The sequence below is a fragment of the Arthrobacter sp. YD2 genome (genome assembly GCF_030410475.1).
Taxonomy (GTDB): domain Bacteria; phylum Actinomycetota; class Actinomycetes; order Actinomycetales; family Micrococcaceae; genus Arthrobacter_B; species Arthrobacter_B zhangbolii.
This window is the reverse complement of sequence record NZ_JAUHHB010000001.1, coordinates 978578-1002810: the sequence shown is the minus strand read 5'-3', so window position 1 is coordinate 1002810 and position 24233 is coordinate 978578. Positions and strand designations below refer to the sequence as shown.

The window sequence follows — 24233 nt, the reverse complement described above, 5'->3', positions numbered from 1 at the left end:
CGGCCGTGCACACCCGGTTCAAGACGCCTGCGGCGGGACCCGCAGGCGCCAGCCTTCGCTTAGTAGCGCTTCGCCGCTTCAGGATGGGCTTCCAGCTCCGCTACTACCTGCTTGTGCACGCGGCCCTCGACAATAAAGGAGAGGAAGGGCACACAGCCGCCCAGTGCCAGGATGATGAATTTGGAGAACGGCCACCGCATCAGCTGCCACAGGCGGAAGTCAGCCAGCAGGTACACCACGTAGATCCAGCCGTGCAGGATCAGGACACCCACGGACAGATTGACGCCGCCCACAATAACCTCGGTGCCGAAGCCGTACTTGACGATCATCTGCACCACCAGGGCCAGCAGCAGGAAGCCGGTGACGTAGGCGAAGACCTTGTAGAAGGTCAGCGCCGAGCGGATCTGCGCATGGGTGCCGCCAAACCGGCGCTTCTTTTTCCTCGGTGCCTTGGCGGTGCTGGTGGAATCGCTCACTTGGTTACCTCGCTGCTGGGATGTTCGGTATCGGGTTCGGTTGCCTCGTCGTAGCCGTCTTCATAGTCGTCCTCGTACTCGTCCTCTTCGAGGCTGCGGCGGTACTCGTCGGCGACCAGCCGCCACCAGAGGAAGACGGAGAAGCCCGCGAAGATGATCCATTCAAGGGCGTAGAAAATGTTCAGCCAGTTGACCGGGGTTTCCTCCGGCTGGCCGGCCACCGTCACGGTCTGCATGTCACCGGAGTCGGGGGCGGCGCCGTCCACCGTGATCTCTTCGGCGGTAACGAACGCGGAGTATGAGGTGACGTCCCAGATATTGATCAGTTCGGCGGCGGAGAGCGAGGGAAGGATCCCGTTCTCATGCGGTTCGGGCAGCGGCGCCTCGGACGGCAGCAGGCGTCCGACGACGGCGGCTGTTCCGGCCTGCGCGGGCACGGCATCCCCGGGATCCTCAACCCATCCGCGGACCACGGGAATGTAGGCGTCCCCGGGGGCGCCGTCGACCTGGAACGCGGTCACCACCCAGTAGCCCTGCTCGCCGTCCTGGAGCCGCTCGTCAACGAGCACGGTTTTGTCCGGGTCGAAGGAGCCGGTCATGGAGACCATCTGATCGGCTTCGGTCTCATACATGGGCTTGCCCGGAACGAACGCATCGGTCAGCGGCCGGACGGTTTCCGTGGCTTCCGGATCCGTGGCCTTCTCCGATTCGGCGCTGGAGAACTGCCATTGGCTCAACAGCACAAAGACCGTTGAGATTGCTAGGGCGAAAAGCAGGCCGGCGATCCAGCGCGGCTTCAGGGCAGTTTTGAGCACGGGTTAACGGTACTTCGTCCGGCTGTAGAAAACCCAATGCCGGGGCGCCGCAGTCCTAGTGGTCGAAGAACACGAGGGAGGAATTAATGAGTTCCGCGATGACCTCGGCGTCGTTCGCTCGGCGCAGGGAGTCGCGGAACGACGGGCGGAACAGGGACCTGGCGATCGTGGCCAGGACCTCCAGGTGCTGGGAAAAGGAAGCGGCCGGGGTGGCAATGAGCAGTATCACGGTGGCCGGACCGTCGGAGGCTCCGAAGTCCACGCTGTGACCGTAGCGGGTGATGCCGACGGCAATGGAGGTTTCCCGCACAAACTCGCTGCGCGCATGGGGCAGCCCGATCCCGCCGGGCAGCCCGGTGGCCATCTGGTGCTCGCGGGCGCTGACCTGCTCGAGGAACCCCGCCAGGTTGGTGATGCGGCCGGCCCGATACATCCGTTCGGCCAGCTGCGTGGCGGCGTCGTACCGGTCAGCGGCCTCCATTTCGAGGATTACCAGGTCCGGTTCGGTGAGGACCGCGCCGGTTTCGCTCAGGGACAGTTCTTCGGTCACTGCTGTTCTTCACTCACTGGTTTGTCGGGGATCCGGTTCATCAGATCCTGGGGGTAATGTCTTCGGCGGCCAGCCGGGCACTGTCGGCACTCTTGTCGTCGGGCTGCTCCTGGCTGAGCCGTTCGGCTTCCACCCTGGCCAGATAGTGGGCCACTTCGCTTTCCACCCGTGCCGGGTCCCAGTTCAGCAGCGGGGCCATCAGTTCCGCTGCCACCGGTGCCGCGGAGACACCCCGGTCCCAGGTCTCGATGGAAATGCGGGTCCGCCGGGCCAGGACGTCCTCGACGTGCCGGGCCCCCTCATGGGTGGTGGCGTAGACAACTTCGGCCCGCAGGTAGTCATCCGCGCCGGGCAGCGGCTCGGCCAGGGACGGATCGGATTTAATCAGGTCCAGCACGTCATAGGCCATGGATCCGTACCGGTTCAGCAGGTGCTCCACCCGGGCCACGTGTACCCCGTACTCGTCGGCGGTGCGGTGCCGCCGATTCCAGGCTGCCTTGTACCCCACTGCGCCCAGCAGCGGAATGGTGGAGGTGCAGCTTTCGGGCACCTTTTCGTCCAGGGCCCGCGCTGCCTCGTCCACGGCGTCCTTGGCCATCACCCGGTAGGTGGTCCACTTGCCGCCGGCGACGACGACGAGTCCCGGCACCGGGTGCGCCACCACATGTTCGCGGGAGAGCTTGGCGGTGGAGTCGTTTTCCCCGGCGAGCAGCGGCCGCAGGCCTGCATAGACTCCTTCAACGTCCTCCCGGGTCAGCGGCGTCTTCAGCACCAGGTTTACGTGCTCCAGGATGTAGTCGATGTCCGCCGAGGTGGCGGCCGGATGCGCCTTGTCCAGGTTCCAGTCGGTGTCCGTGGTGCCGATGATCCAGTGCCGTCCCCACGGGATGACAAACAGCACCGACTTTTCGGTCCGCAGGATCATGCCCACGGTGGACTGGATCCGGTCCTTCGGGACCACCAGGTGCACGCCCTTGGAGGCCCGGACCTTCAGCTGGCCGCGGTCGGTGACCATGGCCTGGGTTTCATCGGTCCAGACACCGGTCGCGTTCACCACCTGGCTGGCGGCGATATCGAACTCGTCGCCGGTTTCCTGGTCGCGCACGCGCGCCCCGACCACCCGCTCCCCCTCGCGCAGGAAGTCCACCACGGCCAGCCGGTTGGCCACCGCGGCGCCGTAATGGGCCGCGGTCCTGGCCATGGTGGCCACATACCGGGCGTCGTCGACCTGGCCGTCGTAGTAGCGGATGGCGCCGACCATGGCGTCGTCCTTGAGGCTGGGCGCCATGCGCAGGGTCTGCTTGCGGGTCAGGTGCTTTTGCATGGGCACCCCGCGTGAGTTGCCCGAGGTCATGCCCATGGTGTCGTAGAGGAAAATGCCCGCACCCACGTACGGCCGCTCAATGAACCGTTTGGTCAGCGGATATAGGAAGGCCACGGGCTTCACCAGATGCGGGGCAATACGCTGGAGCAGCAGGCCGCGCTCCTTCAGCGCTTCCTGCACCAGGGCAAAGTCCAGCATTTCCAGATAGCGCAGGCCGCCGTGGATGAGTTTCGAGGACCGTGAGGAGGTCCCTGACGCCCAGTCCCGGGCCTCCACCATCCCCACTTTCAGTCCGCGGGTCACCGCGTCCAGGGCTGCCCCGGCACCTACTACCCCACCCCCGACAATCAGGATGTCCAGCTCGTTGCCGGGCTTGGTGGTGGCCCGGAGCCGATCCATCGCTTCGTTTCGGTACTCGGGGCTCAGGGCGTCTGCAGACATGGTCGGGGTTCCTCTCTAGGGTCCTGCCGTAGCTGCGTCCACTCTAGGCAATCCGCGCGGGTTATTACAGGTTGTACTGGTAGGGGGACACCAATACCTCAATACGCTGGAACGCCTTGAGGTCCGAATACCCGGTGGTGGCCATGGCCCGGCGCAGCGCACCCATCAGGTTGGACGTTCCGTTCGTGTGGTGCGAGGGCCCCCACAGGACTTCCTTCAGCGACCCGACGGTATCCAGGCGGACCCTGTCGCCGCGGGGAAGCTCGCTGTGGTGTGCTTCCTGGCCCCAGTGCCACCCCTGCCCGGGAGCCTCTTCGGCGCGGGCCAGTGCGGAACCGAGCATCACGGCGTCGGCGCCCATGGCCACGGCCTTGATGATGTCGCCGCTGGTGCCCATGCCGCCGTCGGCGATCACGTGCACGTACCGGCCGCCGGACTCATCCATGTAGTCCCGGCGGGCTTCGGCAATGTCGGAGATGGCGGTGGCCATGGGTGCGTGGATGCCCAGGGCACGGCGGGTGGTGGTGGTCGCGCCGCCGCCGAAGCCCACCAGGACGCCTGCGGCACCGGTACGCATCAGGTGCAGGGCCGGGGTGTAGCCTGCCGCTCCGCCAACAATAACGGGGACGTCCAGTTCGTAGATGAACTGCTTCAGGTTCAGCGGCTCCACGGTCTTGGACACGTGCTCGGCGGACACCGTGGTGCCGCGGATAACGAAGACGTCGACGCCGGCGGCCAGGACGGTCTTGTAGAACTCCTGGGTACGCTGCGGGGTGAGTGAACCGGCGACGGTCACACCGGCCTCGCGCATTTCGGCCAGGCGGGAGCTGATCAGCTCGGCGCGGATGGGTGCGTCGTAGATTTCCTGCAGCCGGCGGGTGGCGGCGGGATTGAAGTTGTCACGGCTGAGCTGGGCAATTTCGTCCAGCAGGGGCTGCGGATCCTCGTACCGGGTCCACAGGCCTTCCAGGTTCAGGACACCCAGTCCGCCAAGTTTGCCCAGCGCGATGGCGGAGGCCGGGGACATAACGGAGTCCATGGGAGCGCCGATGACGGGCATCTCAAACTGGTATGCGTCTATCTGCCAGTTGATCGAGACATCCTGCGGGTCGCGGGTACGCCGCGAGGGCACAATTGCCACGTCGTCCAGGGAGTAGGCTCTGCGCCCTTGCTTGCCACGGCCAATTTCAATCTCGTTACTCACGCTCCCTAGGTTATCCCAGCAGGCGCCGGGCACATGAAAGCTGCCGGTAACCGTAACCTTCCGCAGCAGGTAAATGCACTGTCCGCACGGGTGGTTAAAAGACCGGAGGCAGCTCCTGCGATGTCTGCAGGAGCTGCCCCTTGGCCGGAAAACGGGTCCTAGCGGCGCGAACCGTAGTTCGGTGCCTCGACCGTCATCATGATGTCGTGCGGGTGGGATTCCTTCAGCCCGGCCGGGGTGATCCGGACGAACTTGCCCTTGGCCTTCAGCTCCGGGATGGTGCGTGCGCCGGTGTAGAACATGGTCTGGCGCAGGCCGCCCACCAGCTGGTGTGCCACGGCGGAAAGCGGCCCGCGGTACGGCACCTGGCCTTCGATGCCTTCCGGAATCAGCTTCTCGTCGCTGGGCACGTCCGCCTGGAAGTAGCGGTCCTTGGAGTAGGAGGTGTTCTTGCCCCGGGACTGCATGGCGCCCAGGGAGCCCATGCCGCGGTAGGACTTGAACTGCTTGCCGTTCACGAAGACCAGGTCGCCCGGGCTTTCGGCGGAACCGGCGAGCAGGCCGCCGAGCATCACGGTGTCGGCGCCGGCCACGATGGCCTTGCCGATGTCACCGGAGTACTGCAGGCCGCCGTCGGCGATCAGCGGAACGCCGGCGGGGATGGCCGCCTTGGACGCTTCGTAGATGGCGGTGATCTGGGGAACGCCGACGCCGGCCACCACGCGGGTGGTGCAGATGGAGCCGGGGCCCACACCTACCTTGATGGCGTCTGCACCGGCGTCGATCAGCGCCTGGGCACCTTCGCGGGTAGCTGCCTGGCCGCCGATGATGTCCACGTGCGCCGCGGCCGGGTCCTTCTTCAGGCGGGCGATCATGTCCAGCACGCCGGCGCTGTGGCCGTTGGCGGTGTCCACCACCAGGATGTCCACGCCGGCCTCGACCATGGCCATGGCCCGCTCGTACCCGTCTCCGAAGAAACCGATGGCGGCACCGACGCGAAGCCGGCCTTCATCATCCTTGGTGGCCAGCGGGTACTGCTCGGCCTTGTCGAAGTCCTTCACCGTGATCAGGCCCTGCAGCTTGCCGGCGGCGTCCACCAGCGGCAGCTTCTCGATGCGGTTCTTGCCGAGCAGCTCCACGGTTTCCTCGGCGCTGATGCCCACGCGCCCGGTGATGAGGGGCATGCGCGTCATGACCTCTTCAACCTTGCGGTTGGAGTACTCGGATACCGGGATGAAGCGGGTGTCGCGGTTGGTGACGATGCCCAGCAGGGTGTTTTCGGCGTCGACCACCGGCAGGCCGGAAACCCGGAAGTGGGCGCAGAGATCGTCCAGTTCCTGCAGGGTCGCGTCGGGGGAAATGGTGACCGGGTTGGTGATCATGCCCGATTCGCTGCGCTTGACCCGGTCCACGTGCTCGGCCTGGTCGGCAATGGAAAGGTTGCGGTGGATAACGCCCAGCCCGCCCTGGCGTGCCATGGCAATCGCCATCCGGGATTCCGTCACCGTGTCCATCGCTGCGGAGAGCAGCGGGGTCTGCACGGTGATGCGCTTGGACAGCCGCGAGCTGGTATTGGCTTCGGAGGGGATAACATCCGTCGGGCCGGGCAGCAGGAGGACGTCGTCGTACGTCAGGCCGACGAAGCCGAACGGATCATGTTCTGGGTACTGCTGACTCAAAGCTGCGCCTCTTTCGGGGGATGAGGAAGGAGAAGGCCCGAATAAGCCTGTTCCTATCCTAAAACGAAAGCGGGGCCGCCCCTATTCCGCCGGTTCGTATCCCTTTGCCTTCACCGGTATGCCCGCCCGTCCGGTGCAAGCCAGGATCCTCAGGGACAGCGCCCCGCCGTAGTCAGCAGACCCGCAGACAGGTCCTCCCCGGATGGTCGCCTGCCCTTTAAACAGGCATGTTTCCGGGATTCCCGGGCAGCCGTCCACGCTGCCCGGCGTCGCAAAGGACAGCACGCCTTCCTCCTGACCGGGGACCGGTTTCCCGTCCGGAGAGCTTTCGCGTGTGAGCGAAGCCACGGCAAAACCGTCGGGTGCGGTGCCCGGCAGGTACTGCGCCGTGGCGGCGTCCGCCTTCCCGTCCGGACACACAAAAGGCCCCGTCCGCGGAACGGTGACCGCGGGCGGGGCCTTCGCGTGAAGCGAGGGGTTACCGGCTAGTGCTGGTGTCCGTGATCCTCATCCTCTTCGGCCGGCTTCTCCACTACGAGGGCTTCGGTGGTGAGTACCAGCGAAGCGATCGAGGCGGCGTTGCGCAGTGCCGAGCGGGTGACCTTGACCGGGTCGATGATGCCGGCGGCGATCAGGTCCTCGTACTCGCCGGTGGCGGCGTTGAAGCCGTTGTTGACCTTCAGGTCGCCCACCTTGGATACAACAACCATGCCTTCGGCCCCGGCGTTCTCGGCGATCCAGCGCAGCGGCTGGGCCAGTGCACGGCGGACCAGGCCGACGGCAGTGGCAGCGTCGCCTTCCAGCTTGGCCACCTCCGAGTCGGTGTCCAGCGCCTGTGAGGCGTGGACCAGCGCGGAACCGCCGCCGGCCACAATGCCCTCTTCCAGGGCTGCACGGGTGGAGGAAACAGCATCTTCGATGCGGTGCTTCTTTTCCTTCAGCTCCACCTCGGTGGCTGCACCCACGCGGATGACGCCGATGCCGCCAGAGAGCTTGGCCAGGCGTTCCTGGAGCTTTTCGCGGTCCCAGTCCGAGTCCGTGCGCTCAATCTCGGCACGGATCTGTGCCACGCGGTCGGCGACGTCGGCTTCGGAGCCGGCTCCGTCAACAATGGTGGTGTTGTCCTTGGTGACCGTGATCCGGCGGGCAGAGCCCAGGACCTCCAGACCAACCTGGTCCAGCTTCAGGCCCAGGTCGGGGCTGACCACCTGCGCACCCGTGAGGGTTGCGATGTCCTGCATCATGGCCTTGCGGCGGTCGCCGAACCCGGGAGCCTTGACGGCAACCACGTTCAGGGTGCCGCGGATCTTGTTGACCACCAGGGTGGAGAGCGCTTCGCCGTCCACGTCTTCGGCAATGATGAACAGCGGCTTGGAGGCCTGCAGTGCCTTTTCCAGCAGCGGCAGGAACTCGGCCACGGAGGAGATCTTGCCGGAGTTGATCAGGATCAGCGCGTCTTCGAGGACGGCTTCCTGACGCTCTGCGTCCGTGACGAAGTACGGGGAGAGGTAGCCCTTGTCGAACTGCATGCCCTCGGTGATGACCAGTTCGGTCTGCGTCGAGGAGGATTCCTCGATGGTGATGACACCGTCCTTGCCGACGGTATCGAAGGCCTGTGCCAGCAGTTCACCGATCTCGGTGCTCTGCGCCGAGATGGCAGCCACGTGGGCCACCTGGTTGCCTTCAACCGGCTTGGCGTTTTCCAGCAGACGCTTGGCAACAGCATCCACGGAGACCTCGATGCCGCGCTTGAGCGCGCCGGGAGCTGCACCCGCGGCAACATTGCGCAGGCCTTCCTTGACCAGCGCCTGTGCCAGCACGGTAGCCGTAGTGGTGCCGTCGCCGGCAACATCGTTGGTCCGGGTGGCTACTTCCTTGGCCAGCTGTGCACCGAGGTTCTCGTACGGATCCTCCAGCTCAACTTCGCGGGCAATGGTGACGCCGTCGTTGGTGATGGTGGGGGCGCCCCAGGTCTTGGCCAGGACAACGTTACGGCCGCGCGGGCCGAGGGTTACCTTGACTGCGTTGGCCAGCTTATCGACGCCGGCTTCCAGCGAGCGACGGGCGGAGTCATTGAACTCCAACTGCTTTGCCATGTGTGTGTCCTTTCCGACAACTACATCTGCACCTACATCAGAAAACCCCGGCCAGAATGGTGGCCGGGGTTTTCAAGGGGAACTACTTTACGACGACGGCCAGCACGTCGCGGGCGGACAGCACCAGGTATTCCTGGCCGCCGTGCTTGACTTCGGTTCCACCGTACTTGGAGTAGATGACAACGTCGCCTTCGGCAACGTCAACCGGAACGCGGTTGCCGTTGTCGTCAACGCGGCCGGGTCCAACTGCAACTACTTCGCCCTCCTGGGGCTTTTCCTTGGCAGTGTCCGGGATAACGAGGCCGGAAGCAGTGGTCTGCTCAGCTTCGAGCGGGCGGACAACAATACGATCCTCAAGCGGCTTAATAGAGACCGACACTCGGGCTCTCCTTTGCGTAGTTTCTAACGGGTTTGGGGCCGTCGGTTGGCGCTGGCCGTCGTCGCGGTGCCGGTTCGCGCTTCCCTTCGGGGAGTTAGCACCCTCACGTGCGGAGTGCTAAGTCAGACTTTATGCATTGGTTAGCACTCGGTCAAGGTGAGTGCCAGAGCTGCGTGGATCACGTGCGCAGGATTACGCCTCCGGGGTACCAATGACGTAAACCGAATTTGCTTAGGCTTACCTAACGGGATAGTTTTCATCTGCGCGCACCATTAGAAAACATTTCTGTGTCCTATTCCTGCGGTAGGCACATCGACTCTCACCGGAGCCCCCATGATCACCAAGTCCCGCCTGCTGGCCGGAACCGCCCTCGTGTCCCTCCTTGCGCTCAGCGCCTGCTCCACCGAAGCAGCAGAAGCCGACGCCGACTCGACCTCCGACTCGACCGTTACGGTTGAGCACACACAGGGCAGCACCGATGTTCCGGTCAACCCGGAGACCGTCTACACCTTCGACCTCGGCGCACTCGACACCCTGGATGCCCTCGACATTGACGTTGACGGTGTCCCGGCCGCAAACTTCCCGGAAAGCCTCTCCAAGTACGGCTCGGATGACTACGCCAAGATCGGCAGCATGAAGGAACCCGATTTCGAGGCCATCAATGCCGGCGCCCCCGACCTGATCATCATGTCCGGCCGCACTGCCGATTACTACGATGAGTTCTCCAAGATCGCCCCCACGATCAACCTCAGCACCGATGCCGCGGATCCGTGGAACTCCTTCATCTCCAACACCGAAATCATCGGGGAAATCTTCGGCAAGGAAGCCGAGGTCGAGGACAAGCTCGCCGCCCTGGACGCCAAGGTCGAAGAGACCAAGGCAACCGCGGCGGACGCCGGCAACGGCCTCATCATTATGACCAGCGGCGGCGAGCTGACCGCGTACGGAGCGGGTTCGCGCTTCGGCCTGGTGCACGACGTCCTCGGCGTTGCCACCGCAGCTGACATCAAGTCCGAAGCCCAGCACGGCGAACGCGTGGGCTTTGAATACATCGCGGAAAAAAACCCGGACAACCTGTTCGTGATTGACCGCGACGTCGCCGTCGGCAACGCAGGCGAGGTCGCCTCCGCTGTCCTGGACAACGAGCTTGTGCAGGGAACCGAAGCAGCGCGCAATGACCGCATCACCATGCTGGATTCCTCCAGCTGGTACCTCGTGGGCTACGGCCTGAACAACGTTGACGCCATGGTCAGCGCAGTTCAGGACGGCATTTCCTAGCCCGCTTCCACGCTCCTGCTAAATCCTCGCCGGCCGGCCTCCCGCATCCAGGGAGGCCGGCCTGGTGCGGAAGATGGAAAAGCAACATGACTGCAATCCTCTCCCCTCCGGCTCCGGCACCTGCCGGAGCTGCCGGCGTTGGCCGGCGGCGTCCCGGCCCCGGGGCAATGCTGATAGTGGGCGGAACCGCCGTCCTGGTGCTTGCCGTTGTGTCCATGTTCGTCGGTGTCAGCGACGTGTCCCTGCCCGCCCTGCTTGCCGGCGATGAACATGCCTGGCACATTTTCTGGATCAGCCGCCTCCCGCGGACCCTGAGCATCATCCTGGCCGGCATGGCCCTCAGCGTCGCCGGCCTCATCATGCAGCTGATGGCCCGCAACAAGTTCGTTGAACCGTCCACCGTGGGCACCGTGGAATCCGCATCCCTTGGCATCCTGGTGGTGACGGTGTTTATCCCCGGCGCCTCACTGCTGGCCAAAATGTCCACCGCCACGGTGTTCGCCATTGCCGGAACCGCACTCTTCCTGCTGGTCCTGCGCCGGATCCCGCTGCGGAACACGCTGATCGTGCCGCTGGTGGGCATTATGCTCGGCGGCGTGATTGCTGCCGTCACCACGTTCTTCGCCTACCGGTTCGATCTGCTGCAGACCCTGAACAGCTGGATGGTCGGCGACTTCTCCGGCGTACTGCGGGGGCGTTATGAACTGCTCTGGATTGTTGGCGCGCTGACCCTCATCGGATACCTGGCCGCTGACCGCTTCACCGTCGCGGGCATGGGCCAGGATTTCACCACCAACCTCGGCCTCAACTACAACCGCGTGATGACACTGGGGCTGATCATTGTGTCCCTGATCAGCGCCGTTGTGGTTGTCAGTGTCGGCTCGGTGCCGTTCCTCGGCCTGATCGTTCCCAATCTGGTCTCGCTGATGATCGGGGACAATGTCCGCCGGGCCATCCCCTGGGTCGCCATCTTCGGGGCGGGGTTTGTCCTCGCCTGCGACATCATCGGCCGGACCATCCGCTACCCCTACGAAATCCCGGTGGGGGTCATTGTCTCGGCCATCGGCAGCGCCCTGTTCCTTTACCTGCTCCTGAGAAAGCGCTCCGCCAGTGCCTAGCAGTCCCGCCAGCGTCCTTCCCTCCGCTCTTACCGTGCGGCGCCGCCGTCCGGTGCGGAGCCTCTCCCCCCGTTTCTGGCTCATCCTGCTTTCGGTTCTGGCAGCAGCCCTGGTCACTGTATTCATGACCATCGAGCTGCGCGGGAACATCGGTTATGTCCTGCCTCGCCGGGCCATCAAGGTGGGTTCGATGATCCTGGTGGCGTACGCCGTCGGCGTCTCCACCGTGCTGTTCCAGACGGTAACGGCCAACCGGATCCTGACGCCGTCCATCATGGGTTTTGATGCCCTGTACGTGCTTATCCAGACGCTCCTGGTCTTCGCCTTCGGCGGCGGCGTGGTGCTGGCCATGTCCGGCCCGCTGCGCTACGGCATGGAGGTGGCCCTAATGGTGGGCTTCTCCTTCCTGCTGTACCGATGGCTCTTTACCGGCGGCGGCAAATCCCTGCACCTGATGCTGCTGGTCGGCATTGTGCTGGGCACGCTTTTCCGCGGCATTTCTTCCCTGCTGCAGCTGCTGATCGATCCCAGTGAGTTCATCATCCTGCAGGACCTGTTCTTCGCCAGCTTCAACAACGTGGACGGCAAGCTGCTCGCCTACTCGCTGATCGCCGCGGCAGCCGTGAGTATTCCGGCCTGGCGCCTGAGGCACCAGCTCGATGTCCTGTCCCTGGGCCGGGAGACCTCGATCAACCTGGGCATCAACCACAAACGCACAGTGACCCTGGTGCTGGTGATCTGCTCGGTGCTGGTTGCCGTTTCCACCGCACTGGTGGGGCCGGTAACCTTCTTCGGCCTGCTGGTCGCGTCCCTGGCCTATCAGCTCTGTTCACACTTCCGGCATGCCGCCGTTGTTCCAATCGCCGTCCTGCTCGGCATCATCGCCCTGGTGGGCGGCCAGCTCGTGCTCGAACGCGTCTTCGCGTTTGATACCGCGCTGAGCATCGTCATTGAATTTGTAGGCGGGATCGTCTTTTTGATCCTGCTCCTGAAAGGCTCCGTCAAATGATCCAGGCAACCGGCGTCACCAAAAAGTACGCCGCCACCACGGTTGTGGACGGGGTGAGCTGCACCATCAAGGAAGGCGGAATCACCTCGATCATCGGCCCCAACGGCGCCGGCAAATCCACCCTCCTGTCCATGATCAGCCGGCTGCTGGGGATGGACGCCGGAACGGTTTCCGTGGACGGGCTCGACGTCGTCTCCACCCCGGGCCGGGACCTGGCCCGGAAGATGGCTATCCTGCGCCAGGACAACCAGCTGACTGTCCGCCTGACCGTCCGGGACCTGGTGGGATTCGGGCGCTACCCGCATAACGGCGGCCGGCCCGGACCCGACGATAAAGCGCACATTGACCAGGCCATGGCGTACCTGGACCTGACCGCGCTGGCAGACAAGTTCGTGGACGAGCTTTCCGGCGGACAGCGCCAGCGTGCCTTCATCGCCATGGTGCTGGCCCAGGACACGGACTATCTGCTGCTCGATGAGCCCCTGAACAACCTGGACATGAAGCACTCCGTGGAAATGATGCGGCTGCTGCGCCGGCTCACTGACGATTTCGGCAAGACCGTGGTCCTGGTCATCCACGACATCAACTTTGCCTCCTGCTACTCGGACGACATCATCGCCATGTGCAACGGACGGCTGATCCATCAGGGCCCGCCGGCGGACATCATGCGCCCCGAAATCCTGCGTGACATTTACGAGATCGACATCCGGATTGAAGAGATCGACGGCAACCGGATCGGCGTGTATTTCGCCTAAGCAGGCAATCCGGTACCGCGCCCGTTCGGGCTGGCCGGAACGCGGACCCGCACCCCGTTCGGGTACGAAAGTAGCCCCCTGCAGGACCGGAAATCGCCAATGTGCATTGCACCACGCCGCAGCCCTCTCCTAGGTTGAAAGACCCACATATCCGGTCTTTCGGGAAGGGCTTGCCATGGAGGAGTCGAAGCTGCGCGTGGCGGTCCGGCTTGATCTGAACGCCCGGCAGGCACGCCTGGTGGTGCGCGGGCGGGTCACCGAGCAGAACAGCAAGGTGCTGTACGTGCTGGCCCGGCGGGCCAATGCCGCGCTTCCCGGCCTTGCGGTGGAGCTGGACCTTCGGAAGGCGTCGGCCACGGAGGAGGCGCTGGCTGGCCTGCTGCGCAGTTCGGAAACGGGTGCCCTGCCGGTGCTGGCCGGCCGCACCGCACCTCAGTCACTGGCGCCGCGGCAGCTGAGTATCCTGGCGCCTGCCGCGTAGCTCTGCAGCGCCGCAGCTCCCGTGGCAGCAGCCCTTCCGCTGCACAAGCTGCACCTCCCGTCCGTGCGTTTATCGCGCCCCGGCGTTTATCGCGCGGGCGGCGTGACCGCAGCCAGCCGCCTCACCGCCTCGGTGAGGACCTCGGGTGAGCAGGCAAAATTGAGCCGGGCGAAACCCGCTCCCTGCCGGCCGAAGCGAACCCCCGGTTCCAGGGCAACCCGTGCCTGGTCCAGGGCAAGGGCTGCCGGGGCGTCGCCCCAGCCGGCCGGGCCGAAGTCCAGCCAGGCCAGGTAGCCGGCGGCCGGCCGGAGGTACCCGACTCCGGGCAGGTGTTCCGCCAGCAGATTCCCCAGCAGCTCCCGGTTCGCGGCCAGTGATTCCATCACGCCGGACAGCCAGGGACCGCCGTCGTTGTAGGCTGCCACGGATGCGTGCAGCCCCAGGATGCTGGTCCGGGCCTGGACCTCCTCCGGCATCGATGCCAGCTGCAGTCTGGTTCGGCTGCTCTGCGCCACCATCACCGCGCACTTGGTGCCGGCGATGTTCCATGCCTTGCTGGCCGCGGTGACCGTAATCCCATAGTCGCGGGCATTCTCCGAGACGGAGAGGTACGGGGTGAAGGAGCCGGGGGAATAAGCCAGCGGGGCATGGATCTCATCGCTGATGACCGCCACACCGTACTTCACCGACAGGTCCGCGAGCGCCCGGAGCGTTTCGGCGGGGTGGCAAAGGCCCAGCGGATTGTGCGGATTGCACAGCAGCAGCGCATCCGCACCCCGGATGAATGCCCGTTCGATACCCGCCAGATCCAGCGCCCACCCCTCATCGGCCGCGAGCAGGGGCACTTCCACCACGGAGGCGTCCGCTTCCACGGGCAGCTCGAAGAACGGCGGATACACCGGAGGGGTGATCACCACGCTGCCGTCCACGGGCACTACCTGGCGCAGGGACTCCACAATTGCCACACTCACATCCGTGGTACACCCCACGTCCTCCGCGGCCACGGCCCAATTCCAGGTCCGGGACGCGAAGCCGGCAAAGGCTTCGGCCACCGGCCCGGGCCCGGCGACGTACCCGGTATCGGACGCCAGTACCCGGCTGATCACGGCCTGCTGCACGGGCTCGGCCAGCGGATAATCCATCTCCGCGACGAACAGCGGCAAAACGTCCGCGGGATAGGTCTGCCATTTGTAGCTGGTCCGGGACCGCAGTGCGGCCAGCGGCTCGGCGGAGATCCTCGTCATGCCGCCCAACCTACAGCTAACGTGCAGGTGCGCAGAAGAACTAGGCTGGAGGGCATGCCTGATACTTCCCTTGCACATGTTCTGAGCCCCGAGGGATGGCAGCTGCTGAACTCGCTTCCGCCGTACCTCGAATCCGAGTCCCTGAAGCTGAACACGGACCTGCGCAAGGCAGGGCACTCCCCCGAGCTGGTGGCTGCCGTCCTGACCCAGGCAAAGCTGCGGATGAAGGCGCGGGCCAAGTTCGGCCCGTTCGCCGAACACATGGTGTTTACCGCCCCCGGCCTGGAGCAGGCCACCCGGCTCAATGTGGCGGCCCTGCACGCCCGCCGGTACCAGGAGGCAGGGCTGGAGAAGGTGGCGGACCTGGGCTGCGGCATCGGCGCCGACTCCCTGGCGCTGGCCACCCTGGACCGACAGGTGACCGCCGTTGAACTAGATGAGATCACCGCAGCCGCGGCCACCATCAACCTGATGCCGTGGCCCGAAGCGACCGTGGTCCAGGGCAGGGCCGAGGAGTTCGACCTGACCGGGTTCGACGGCGTGTGGCTGGATCCGGCGCGGCGGACCACGTCCACCTCCGGTACCACCCGCATTTTCGATCCGGAGGCCTTCTCACCGCCGCTGTCCTTTGTGGAGTCACTGGCGGACTCCGGGCTGCCCGTGGGCGTGAAGATGGGGCCGGGCATCCCGCATGAGGCGCTGCCGGCGAACTGCGAGGCACAGTGGGTCTCCGTGGACGGAGACGTCACCGAGGCTACCCTCTGGTTCAACACGCTGCGCCGCGAAAACGTCCGGCGGGCGGCACTGGTGATCGGTTCCGGCGGCGCCGCTGAACTCACCTCACCGGTGGATTACGACGCCGGGGCCCAGGACGTGGAGCTGGGGCCGGCCGAGGGGTACCTCTATGAGCCTGACGGCGCCGTGATCCGGGCCGGGCTGGTGGCCGATGTTGCGCGCACCTTGGACGGGCACCTGCTGGATCCCCACATTGCCTACATCTGCGCCCCCGAACTGCGTGAGACGCCCTTTGCCCGGGCGTACCGGATCCTGGAGGTTCGCCCGTACAACGTCAAGGCGCTCAGGTCCTGGGTGAAGGAGAACCACATCGGCGTGCTGGACATCAAAAAGCGGGGTATGTCCGTTACGCCGGAGGAACTGCGCAAGGCCCTGCTCACCGGCACCAGCAAGGGCGGAGCCAAGGGGCAGAACAAGGCAACCCTGGTCCTCACCCGGATCGGCGAGGACCGCGTGGCACTGGTGGTTGAGCCGGTTCCGGAGTCCTGACGGCACCGCCGCCCGGCTGCGGCCGGCCCGTTAGCCGGCACCGGCCCGTCAGCCGGCGGCTGGCCGGTCAGGCGCGGGAGAACTCGCTGGCCGCCCGGACCTGCTCGGGTGTGGGCCGCACCCCGGTGTAGAGCACAAACTGTTCCTCCGCCTGGATGGCAATCACTTCGGCGCCGGTGATGACCTGCTTTTCCGCCTTCCGGGCAGCGGCTATCAGCGGCGTCTCAGCGGGCAGCGCGACGACGTCGAACACCACCTTGGCGGCAGCCACGGCGTCGTCGGTGAAGGACTGCACGGACTCATCGGTGCCCGCCATGCCCAGCGGGGTCACGTTGATCAGCAGATCCGCCGTGGAGGTGCCCGGCTCGGCCTGCCAGCTGAAGTCGTACAGATCCGCCAGGGCCCGCCCGGTTCCCTCGTTGCGGGCCACCACCGTGACGTCGGAGAAGCCTGCATCCCGCAGCGCTGCGGCCACCGCTTTGGCCATGCCGCCGGATCCGCGCAGCAGCACCGAGTGCGAGGCAGGCACGCTGTGGTCCCGCAGCAGCCGGGCGATGGCCAGGTAGTCCGTGTTGTAGGCCGTCAGCACGCCGTCGTCGTTCACGATGGTGTTCACCGAATCGATGGCCCGGGCGGAGGGATCCATCCGGTCCACCAGGGCAATCACATCCTCCTTGTACGGCATGGATACCGCCGCGCCGCGGATGGGCAGCCCGCGCACCCCGGCAATCGCCTGCGCCAGGTCAGCCGGCGCAAAGGCTTTGTATACGTAGTTCAGGCCCAGCTGGTCATAAAGGTAGTTATGGAAGCGCGTCCCGATGTTGCTGGGCCGGGCGGCCAGCGAGATGCACAGGGTCATGTCTTTGTTCAGGATCGGCATCTACCCATTATGGCCGTGCCCGGCCGGTGGCCCGGCACCCGGACGGGTTTTCGCCGGCGGTTCGCCCGGACCCGCGGCGGTTATAGGATTGTGAAGGTTCTCAAGCGCAAAGATGCGGGTCCGGGCGCTGTTATTTGGTATTGCATGAAGCAGGAGACAGTTTGGAAATCGAGTTCGCCAAGTCCGCGCAGTCAACCCTGGGAGTCGAGTGGGAACTCGCCCTGGTGGACGGCCGCACGGGTGACCTGGTCTCCGTGGCAGACCAGGTGCTGTCCGGTGTCAACGCCAACGATCCGGCGATGCGCGCGGATGAGGAGCACCCGCACATCAAGCAGGAGCTGTTGGAGAACACCGTGGAGCTGGTGACCGGGGTGTGCACCACCGTGGCCGAGGCGAAGGCGGATCTGACCCGCTCCCTCGAAGCCGTCCGCCGGGTCACTGACCCCATGGGCGTGGAGCTTTTCTGCTCCGGCTCCCACCCGTTCAGCGCGCCGAGGTCACAGCCGGTGACGGACAAGGAACGGTACGCAAAGCTCATTGACCGCACCCAGTGGTGGGGCCAGCAGATGCTCATTTACGGTGTGCACGTCCACGTGGGACTGGACAGCCGGGACAAGGTCCTCCCCGTCCTGGACGGACTGGTGAACTACTTCCCGCACTTCCAGGCGCTCTCCGCCTCGTCGCCGTTCTGGTCCGGGGAGGACACCGGGTACGCCTCGCAGCGGGCCATGATGTTCCAGCAGCTGCCCACGTCCGGGCTGCCTTTCCAGTTCGCATCCTGGGCGGAGTACGAGTCCTACGTGGCGGACATGCTCACCACCGGCGTGATTGACTCCATCAGCGAAATCCGCTGGGACATCCGGCCGGTTCCGGGGCTGGGCACCATCGAGATGCGGGTCTGCGACGGTCTGGCAAGCCTGCAGGACATCGGCGCGGTGGCAGCGCTGACCCAGTGCCTGGTCCACGAGTTCTCCTCGATCATCGACGCGGGCGGCACCATCCCCACCATGCCGCCGTGGCACGTGCAGGAAAATAAATGGCGGGCTGCCCGCTACGGGCTCGAAGCCATTGTTATTCTCGACGCCGCGGGCAACGAAAAGCTGGTTACCGAGCATCTGCTCGAAGATGTCCTGCCCCGGCTTGAGCCCATTGCGGAGCAGCTGGGCTGCAGCAGCGAGCTGAACGACGTCCGCACCATTATTGAACGGGGCGCCGGCTACCACCGCCAGCGCCGTGTCGCCGCGGAGAACGACGGCGACCTGCGCGCCGTCGTCCTGGACGGCATCGCCCAGCTGCGCGGGGCCTGATCCGGCGGAGTCTGCCAAAAAGCATGAAGGGCCCCGGCTGGATAACCGCCGGGGCCCTACTGTCAGGACTGAAGTTGCGGGGCGCGGATGCGCCGTCTGCCGTCTGCCGCCGAACGCTACGCGCCGGCGGGGGCCAGATGGATGCTGGTCACAGGCAGGGACGGGTCCGTGCCGAAACCGATGCCGGAGGGTTCCCCGCCGGCCATGACCACCTGCGCGCCCAGGGCCGCCACCATGGCGCCGTTGTCCGTGCACAGGGAGATGGGCGGGACGCGCAGCGTGATTCCTGCGGCGGCGCAGCGCTCCCCGGTCAGCTCCCGCAGCCGTGAATTCGCCGCCACTCCCCCGCCGAGCAGCAGATTGGTGATGCCGTGCTCGGTGCAGGCCAGGACGGCCTTGGCGGTGATGACGTCCACTACTGCCTCCTGGAAGGACGCGGCGATGTCCGCCACCGGCAGCTCCTGTCCGGCGGCCTCGTACTGCTCCACGCAGCGGGCCACGGCCGTCTTGAGGCCGGAGAAGGACCAGTCGTAGCGGTGCGGGCCCGGGGCCTCGGCGGTGCCCATGTACTTGGGCTGGGTCAGGCCGCGCGGGAAGCGGATGGCTTTCGGGTTCCCTTCACGGGACAGCCGGTCAATGGCCGGCCCGCCCGGGTAGCCCAGCCCCAGGATGCGTGCCACCTTGTCATAGGCCTCGCCCGCGGCGTCGTCAATGGTGGAGCCAAGCAGTTCAACATCACTGGTGAGGGAGGCAACGCGCAGGATTTCCGTGTGTCCGCCGGAGACCAGCAGCGCACCGAGGTTATCCGGCAGCGCGCCGCCGTCGAGCACGCCCACTCCCACGTGCGCCACCAAATGGTTGATGGCGTACAGCGGCTTGCCGGTGGCCAGTGCCAGTGCCTTTGCGGCGCTGACGCCCACCATCAGCGCTCCGGAGAGCCCGGGCCCGGAGGTGACGGCGATGGCGTCCAGGTCCGCGAGGCTGACGCCCGCTTCGGCCAGGGCCGCCTGCAGGGCCGGCACCACGGCATCAAGATGGGCGCGGGAGGCGATTTCCGGGATCACCCCGCCAAACCGCACGTGTTCCTCCATGGAGGAGGACACCGTGTTGGTCAGCAGCTGCGTGCCCCGGACAATGCCGACGCCGGTCTCATCGCAGGAGGATTCGATGCCAAGCACCAGCGGGTCGGTGCGGTTCATTTGCTGTCCTTTTGCTGTTGTTCGGATGCTGCGGGGCCGGGCGCCCCGGTCCAGGCGGCCAGCGGCAGGCGCATGATGAGTGCGGAAGCGCCGTCGCGGTAGTAGCGCGGGCGGATGTGGATCTGTTCGAAGCCGAACCAGCGGTACAGCCGCTGGGCACGGGGATTGTCATCCCGCACCTCCAGCAGCACGTCTTCGGCGCCGCGCTGTTTCGCCTCCTCCACGAGTATGGCCAGCAGCCGGGAACCGATGCCGGATCCCTCATTTTCGGGCACAACCGCGATGGTCTGGACGTCCGCGATGGGCAGGACACACATCAGGCCGGCGTAGCCGATTACCGTGCCCGCCGGATCTTCCGCCACGTAGTAGGAGCGGGTGTCCGTCTGGGCGAGTTCATCGTGGAACATCTGCAGCGGCCACGCGTCGACGGGAAAAAGCCTGCGCTCCAAGGCATCCACCGCGGGGATGTCCTCGGCGGTCATGGGACGGATGGAGATGGCCGTGTTGCTCACAGGGCACGCTTCCGGGGGCCCGGGACCTTGGCATCGGATTCGCGCAGGTACAGCGGGGTGCTGGGCAACAGCGGCAGGCCGCGCACCAGGCGGGCGGCCGCGGTGCGGCCGAGGGCCTCAGCGGTGGGCTGGGCGTTGGCGAAATCCTTTACGGCGTGGAGGACCTCCGGGTAAAGGCCCGCACCGGCGCCGTAGACCGGCAGGGCCGGAACCTGCGCCGGATCAGAGACATGCGGACCGTCGAGAAGCTCGGGTGTCCCGCCGGTGCTGCGGTAGGCAGCCCAGTAGACCTCCTTGCGCCGGGCATCGGTGGCGACGGCAAACTCGTCAATCCCCAGCCGCCAGGCGTCCAGGGCCGCATCCACGGCTATGGCGTCCAGGCTCATGATCCCGTGCAGCGGCTTGTCCCAGGCGAAAGCCAAGGTGCGGGCGGTCGCGATGCCGGCGCGCAGGCCGGTGAACGGCCCGGGGCCGACACCGGTCACCACGGCATCAAGGTCCGCACCGGTCACGCCTGCCCCGGCCAGCAGCCCGGCGATGCCCGGCGCGAGGACCTCGGCGTGGGAGCGGGTGTCTTCGGTGGCGAAGGACGCAATTACTTCCCCCTCCCCGGTGAGCAGTGCCGCGCTGGCTATGGCGGAGGTATCAATGGAGAGGATAAGCACGGTTTCCATTCTACGGCGCGTGCCGCGGTGCCCTTGGTGCGGGACCCGGCCTGCCCCCTCAGCGCAGGTCCGGTGCGTCCTGCCAGCGCGGACCGTAGCCGGCGAGCCGGAGGACGCGCTCCTCATCGGCGTCGTCGTCTGAAAAGTCGGTTCCCGGCGCGTTCCCGGCGGCCAGGGGGCGATCCCCTCCGACCTCCCGGACAAGGGTTATCTCCAGCCGGCTGTCCGCCAGGTGTTCCACCAGGCCGTGGCCCCACTCGACCACGGTGACGGCGCGGTCCATCGACGCTTCGAGATCAATATCATCAACTTCGCCTTCGGAGGCCAGCCGGTAGGCGTCCACATGGACCAGGTCCGGACCGTCGCCGAGGTTGGGGTGTTCCCGAACCAGCACGAAGGTGGGCGAGATGATCCCGGGCCGCACTCCGAGGCCTTCGCCCAGGCCCTGGGTGAAGGTGGTTTTGCCCGCACCCAGTTCCCCGGTGAGCAGCACCAGATCCCCGCGGCGGAGGGTCCGTGCAAGACGGGCGGCCAGGGTCTTGGTTTCTTGGGCTCCGCGGGTCCGGTATTCAGCTTCCCACTGTGCAGACTGCGTCACTGTGCCCGGACCGCCTCGGCCCCGGTTGCTTCCGCTGTTCCGCCCGGCACGTCACCGGACGGCGCTTCACCGGACGGCGCTTCGGGGACGGCTTCCAGTGCAATGGGCCCGGTTCCGGATTCCTCGGCGGTTCCTGCGGCGCTGTCGATGTAGGTGCGGGAAACCCGCTCACTGATCCGGGTGATGATTTCATAATTGATGCTGCCGGCGGCCGAAGCCCATTCGTCCACCCCGGGCAGGCCTTCGCCGCCGAAGAGAACCGCTTCCCTGCCGACCAGGGAATCCTCGGTACCGGCGATGCCGGTGCGGCCCAGGTCAATGACCATCTGGTCCATGGCGATCCGTCCGACCACCGGATACACCTGCCCGTCCACCTGGACGGGACCGCCGGTGGCTACGCGCGGGACGCCGTCGGCGTAGCCCAGCGGCACCAGGGCCAGCGTGGTGGGTTCCTGGGTGCGGTAGTGCAGCCCGTAGGAGACTCCCTGCCCGGCGGGGACCTCCTTGCAGGCGGAGATGGTGGTTTTCAGCGTCATCGCCGGGCGCAGTCCCAGCTCGGCCGGGGTCTGTCCGGCAAACGGAGACAGGCCGTACATGCCCAGCCCAATTCGGACCAGGTCGAAATGGGCGTCGGGGCGGGAGAGGGCGCCCGGGGTATTGGCAATGTGCCGCACCTCGCGGTCCACACCGGCGTCCTCGGCCACGGCGACGGCGATGCGGAACTTCTCCAGCTGCTGATCGGTTTCCGGCCGGTGCGGTTCGTCGGCCACGGCGAAGTGGGAAAAGATGCCCACCACCCGCAGCAGTCCCTCTTCCTGGTAGGCCAGCGCACGGCCCACGAAGGCTTCCCAGAGTTCCTCCGGGCAGCCGTTGCGGCCCAGGCCGGTGTCGATTTTCAGGTGCACCCGGGCCGGCATTTCCAGTTCGCGGGCGGCAGCCACCACGGCGTCCAGGTCCCAGCCGGATACTCCGACGTCGATGTTCTCCCGGATGGCTTCGTCGAACTTCGTCTGGTGCGTGTGCAGCCAGGCGAGCACCGGAGCGGTAATCCCGGCGGCACGCAGTTCCAGCGCCTCGCTGATGTGTGCCACTCCCAGCCAGGCTGCGCCTGCTTCAAGTGCGGCCCGGGCGGTCTGCACGGCACCGTGACCGTAGGCGTCCGCCTTCACAACGGCCATGACCCGGGCGGGACTGACAATGTGGGAGAGGTGGCGGACGTTGTGCCGGATGGCGGCCAGGTCGATGACGGCGGCACGTTCTGCCGGGGAAGGGAATTCAGGGTAGTTCACGTCCCTATTCTTTCACTCCCGCACGCTTTCGCCGTCCCGGTCCGGCGCCGTTTCACCCTCTGTCAGCGAACGGTGCATGATGTGCAGTCCGGTCAGGCCGTGCCGCGGGTGCCGGAATGCCTCCGGCACGGTGGCGAGGATCCGGAAACCCAGCGACTGCCACAACCGCACTGCCCGGGTGTTGGTTTCCACCACGGCGTTAAACTGCATGGACCGGTAACCGCGGCGGGCTGCCTTGGCCAGCACATGCTCGGCAAGCGCACGGGCGATGCCGCGTCCGGTGAACGCCGTCCCGGTCATAAACGACGCGTTGGCCACGTGGCTGCCGTTGCCGGGGCGGTTTGGGTGCAGCTGGGCCGTGCCCGCTACGGTTCCGTCCAGTTCAGCGACGAACACGACGGCCGGGGCGGGCTCCAGCCAGAGGGGCCGTGCTGCGTCCTCCGAAGCGGTGGTGTCCCAGCAGTAGGTCTCCCCGGACCGAAGCACCGGTTCCATGATGGCCCAGAGGCCCGGCCAGTCTCCCGGCCGGGCCTCCCGGATGTGCAGTCCCTCCACTACGCCTCGAGGGCGGCGGCCCACAGGTTGATCTTGGAATCCACTGCGTAGTCGTCGATCCGGCGCAGCTCGTCGTCGCTGAATTCGAGGTTGTTCACGGCGGCCAGGGAGTCCTCCAGCTGCTTGACGCTGGAGGCTCCGATCAGGGCGGAGGTGATGGCAGAGCCGTCCGGTTGAGTACGCAGGACCCAGGCGATGGCCATCTGCGCCAGGGTCTGGCCGCGGGATTCCGCAATGCTGTTCAGCCCCCGCACCCGCTCCAGGTTCTGGTCCGACAGCTGCGAGGGGTCCAGCGACTTGCCGGCGGCGGCCCGGGAATTATCGGGCACCCCGCCCAGGTACTTGTTGGTGAGCAGGCCCTGGGCCAGCGGTGAGAACGCGATGGATCCCGCGCCGACCTCACGCAGCGCCGCGAAGAGGTTGGGGTCCCCCTGTTCCACCCAGCGGTTGAGCATGGAGTAGGAGGGCTGGTGGATCAGCAGCGGGGTGCCCATCTCCCGCAGGATCCGTGCCGCCTCGAGCGTCTTCTCCGGCGAATAGGAGGAAATACCCGCGTACAGGGCACGGCCGGAGCGCACGGCGGTATCCAGGGCCCCCATGGTTTCCTCCAGCGGGGTGTCCGGGTCCGGACGGTGGCTGTAGAAGATGTCCACGTAATCCAGCCCCATGCGTTCCAGCGACTGGTCCAGGCTGGAGAGCAGGTACTTGCGCGATCCCCAGTTGCCGTAGGGGCCCGGCCACATGTCATAGCCCGCCTTGCTGGAGATTACCAGCTGGTCCCGGTACGGGCGGAAGTCATCGCGCAGGTGGCGGCCGAAGTTGGTTTCCGCGGAACCGTAGGGCGGGCCGTAGTTGTTGGCCAGGTCAAAGTGCGTGACGCCCAGGTCGAAGGCACGGCGAAGAATGGCCCGCTGGGTGTCAAAGTCCTTGTCGTCGCCAAAGTTGTGCCAGAGCCCCAGCGAGACGGCCGGCAGTTTCAGCCCGCTCTCGCCAACCCGGCGGTACGGCATGGAATCGTATCGGTTTTCCGCAGCTTCATAAGTCATGGCCCCCATAATGCCACCGTGCCCCACGCGGCGCTGCGTACGGGTCCGC

The 24233-nt window shown here is 66.1% G+C and carries 24 protein-coding genes; 7 read left to right on the top strand and 17 right to left on the bottom strand.

The window, feature by feature from the left end:
• Positions 1-59 precede the first annotated feature (59 nt).
• From QWJ37_RS04930 to groES, 8 genes are all read right to left on the bottom strand, one after another.
• Positions 60-476 carry a DUF3817 domain-containing protein gene (locus QWJ37_RS04930; RefSeq protein WP_227903749.1) on the bottom strand — a complete coding sequence of 139 codons (417 nt, stop codon included), beginning with the start codon at positions 474-476 and terminating at the stop codon, positions 60-62.
• Complete coding sequence (locus QWJ37_RS04925) at positions 473-1291, bottom strand: SURF1 family protein (protein ID WP_227903752.1); 819 nt, start codon at positions 1289-1291, stop codon at positions 473-475. The genes QWJ37_RS04930 and QWJ37_RS04925 overlap by 4 nt, the downstream gene beginning before the upstream one ends.
• Before the next feature lie 55 nt (positions 1292-1346).
• Positions 1347-1841: a PTS sugar transporter subunit IIA gene (locus tag QWJ37_RS04920; protein ID WP_227903753.1), complete on the bottom strand. Its 495-nt coding sequence runs from the start codon at positions 1839-1841 to the stop codon at positions 1347-1349.
• A 40-nt stretch (positions 1842-1881) separates the two neighbouring features.
• Positions 1882-3606, bottom strand: coding sequence for a glycerol-3-phosphate dehydrogenase/oxidase (locus tag QWJ37_RS04915; protein WP_290244412.1), 1725 nt, complete (start codon positions 3604-3606; stop codon positions 1882-1884).
• A 64-nt stretch (positions 3607-3670) separates the two neighbouring features.
• Entirely contained in the window at positions 3671-4810 is a 1140-nt protein-coding gene (locus QWJ37_RS04910) for a GuaB3 family IMP dehydrogenase-related protein (protein WP_227903755.1), read from the bottom strand.
• Positions 4811-4968: 158 nt separating this feature from the next.
• Complete coding sequence (gene guaB, locus QWJ37_RS04905) at positions 4969-6489, bottom strand: IMP dehydrogenase (RefSeq protein ID WP_290244411.1); 1521 nt, start codon at positions 6487-6489, stop codon at positions 4969-4971.
• Between the two features lie 485 nt (positions 6490-6974).
• Positions 6975-8585 (bottom strand): chaperonin GroEL, encoded by a 1611-nt coding sequence (gene groL, locus QWJ37_RS04900; RefSeq protein WP_227903758.1) that lies wholly within the window; start codon positions 8583-8585, stop codon positions 6975-6977.
• A gap of 82 nt (positions 8586-8667) precedes the next feature.
• On the bottom strand, positions 8668-8964 hold the full coding sequence (groES, locus tag QWJ37_RS04895; RefSeq protein WP_087076694.1) for a co-chaperone GroES: 297 nt from the start codon (positions 8962-8964) through the stop codon (positions 8668-8670).
• 333 nt (positions 8965-9297) lie between these two features.
• On the opposite strand from groES, the gene QWJ37_RS04890 reads away from it, so the two are divergent.
• From QWJ37_RS04890 to QWJ37_RS04870, 5 genes are all read left to right on the top strand, one after another.
• A complete protein-coding gene (locus tag QWJ37_RS04890) occupies positions 9298-10242 on the top strand; it encodes a siderophore ABC transporter substrate-binding protein (protein WP_290244406.1) in 945 nt (314 codons plus the stop codon).
• 86 nt (positions 10243-10328) lie between these two features.
• Positions 10329-11360, top strand: a complete 1032-nt coding sequence (locus tag QWJ37_RS04885; RefSeq protein ID WP_227903760.1) for an ABC transporter permease — start codon at positions 10329-10331, stop codon at positions 11358-11360.
• Positions 11353-12369, top strand: coding sequence for an iron chelate uptake ABC transporter family permease subunit (locus QWJ37_RS04880; RefSeq protein ID WP_227903761.1), 1017 nt, complete (start codon positions 11353-11355; stop codon positions 12367-12369). Before QWJ37_RS04885 ends, QWJ37_RS04880 begins: the two co-directional genes overlap by 8 nt.
• Entirely contained in the window at positions 12366-13124 is a 759-nt protein-coding gene (locus tag QWJ37_RS04875) for an ABC transporter ATP-binding protein (RefSeq protein ID WP_227903763.1), read from the top strand. The genes QWJ37_RS04880 and QWJ37_RS04875 overlap by 4 nt, the downstream gene beginning before the upstream one ends.
• Before the next feature lie 175 nt (positions 13125-13299).
• Positions 13300-13605: a hypothetical protein gene (locus QWJ37_RS04870; protein ID WP_290244402.1), complete on the top strand. Its 306-nt coding sequence runs from the start codon at positions 13300-13302 to the stop codon at positions 13603-13605.
• A gap of 86 nt (positions 13606-13691) precedes the next feature.
• Here the strand turns inward: QWJ37_RS04870 and QWJ37_RS04865 are convergent, their stop codons facing one another.
• Positions 13692-14849, bottom strand: coding sequence for an aminotransferase class I/II-fold pyridoxal phosphate-dependent enzyme (locus QWJ37_RS04865; protein WP_290244401.1), 1158 nt, complete (start codon positions 14847-14849; stop codon positions 13692-13694).
• A 54-nt stretch (positions 14850-14903) separates the two neighbouring features.
• Between QWJ37_RS04865 and QWJ37_RS04860 the strand changes: the two genes are divergently transcribed.
• Positions 14904-16133 carry a methyltransferase gene (locus QWJ37_RS04860; protein ID WP_290244399.1) on the top strand — a complete coding sequence of 410 codons (1230 nt, stop codon included), beginning with the start codon at positions 14904-14906 and terminating at the stop codon, positions 16131-16133.
• Between the two features lie 67 nt (positions 16134-16200).
• Here the strand turns inward: QWJ37_RS04860 and QWJ37_RS04855 are convergent, their stop codons facing one another.
• The gene (locus QWJ37_RS04855; RefSeq protein WP_227903774.1) at positions 16201-17013 is read right to left on the bottom strand and encodes a shikimate 5-dehydrogenase; all 813 of its coding nucleotides are present in this window, start codon (positions 17011-17013) and stop codon (positions 16201-16203) included.
• Positions 17014-17174: 161 nt separating this feature from the next.
• On the opposite strand from QWJ37_RS04855, the gene QWJ37_RS04850 reads away from it, so the two are divergent.
• A complete protein-coding gene (locus tag QWJ37_RS04850; protein WP_290244396.1) occupies positions 17175-18320 on the top strand; it encodes a glutamate--cysteine ligase in 1146 nt (381 codons plus the stop codon).
• Positions 18321-18436: 116 nt separating this feature from the next.
• Here QWJ37_RS04850 and tsaD read toward each other — a convergent pair whose 3' ends face one another.
• The 7 genes from tsaD to mgrA are packed head-to-tail and all read right to left on the bottom strand — an operon-like array spanning position 18437 to position 24184.
• Complete coding sequence (gene tsaD, locus QWJ37_RS04845) at positions 18437-19519, bottom strand: tRNA (adenosine(37)-N6)-threonylcarbamoyltransferase complex transferase subunit TsaD (protein WP_290244394.1); 1083 nt, start codon at positions 19517-19519, stop codon at positions 18437-18439.
• On the bottom strand, positions 19516-20001 hold the full coding sequence (rimI, locus tag QWJ37_RS04840) for a ribosomal protein S18-alanine N-acetyltransferase (RefSeq protein WP_290244832.1): 486 nt from the start codon (positions 19999-20001) through the stop codon (positions 19516-19518). The genes tsaD and rimI overlap by 4 nt, the downstream gene beginning before the upstream one ends.
• Before the next feature lie 26 nt (positions 20002-20027).
• Positions 20028-20696 (bottom strand): tRNA (adenosine(37)-N6)-threonylcarbamoyltransferase complex dimerization subunit type 1 TsaB, encoded by a 669-nt coding sequence (tsaB, locus tag QWJ37_RS04835; RefSeq protein WP_290244392.1) that lies wholly within the window; start codon positions 20694-20696, stop codon positions 20028-20030.
• Between the two features lie 58 nt (positions 20697-20754).
• On the bottom strand, positions 20755-21294 hold the full coding sequence (gene tsaE / locus QWJ37_RS04830) for a tRNA (adenosine(37)-N6)-threonylcarbamoyltransferase complex ATPase subunit type 1 TsaE (RefSeq protein WP_290244390.1): 540 nt from the start codon (positions 21292-21294) through the stop codon (positions 20755-20757).
• Positions 21291-22583 (bottom strand): alanine racemase, encoded by a 1293-nt coding sequence (gene alr, locus QWJ37_RS04825; RefSeq protein WP_290244389.1) that lies wholly within the window; start codon positions 22581-22583, stop codon positions 21291-21293. The genes tsaE and alr overlap by 4 nt, the downstream gene beginning before the upstream one ends.
• 12 nt (positions 22584-22595) lie before the next feature.
• Entirely contained in the window at positions 22596-23138 is a 543-nt protein-coding gene (locus QWJ37_RS04820) for a GNAT family N-acetyltransferase (protein ID WP_290244388.1), read from the bottom strand.
• On the bottom strand, positions 23138-24184 hold the full coding sequence (gene mgrA, locus QWJ37_RS04815; protein WP_227928813.1) for an L-glyceraldehyde 3-phosphate reductase: 1047 nt from the start codon (positions 24182-24184) through the stop codon (positions 23138-23140). Before mgrA ends, QWJ37_RS04820 begins: the two co-directional genes overlap by 1 nt.
• Positions 24185-24233 lie beyond the last annotated feature (49 nt).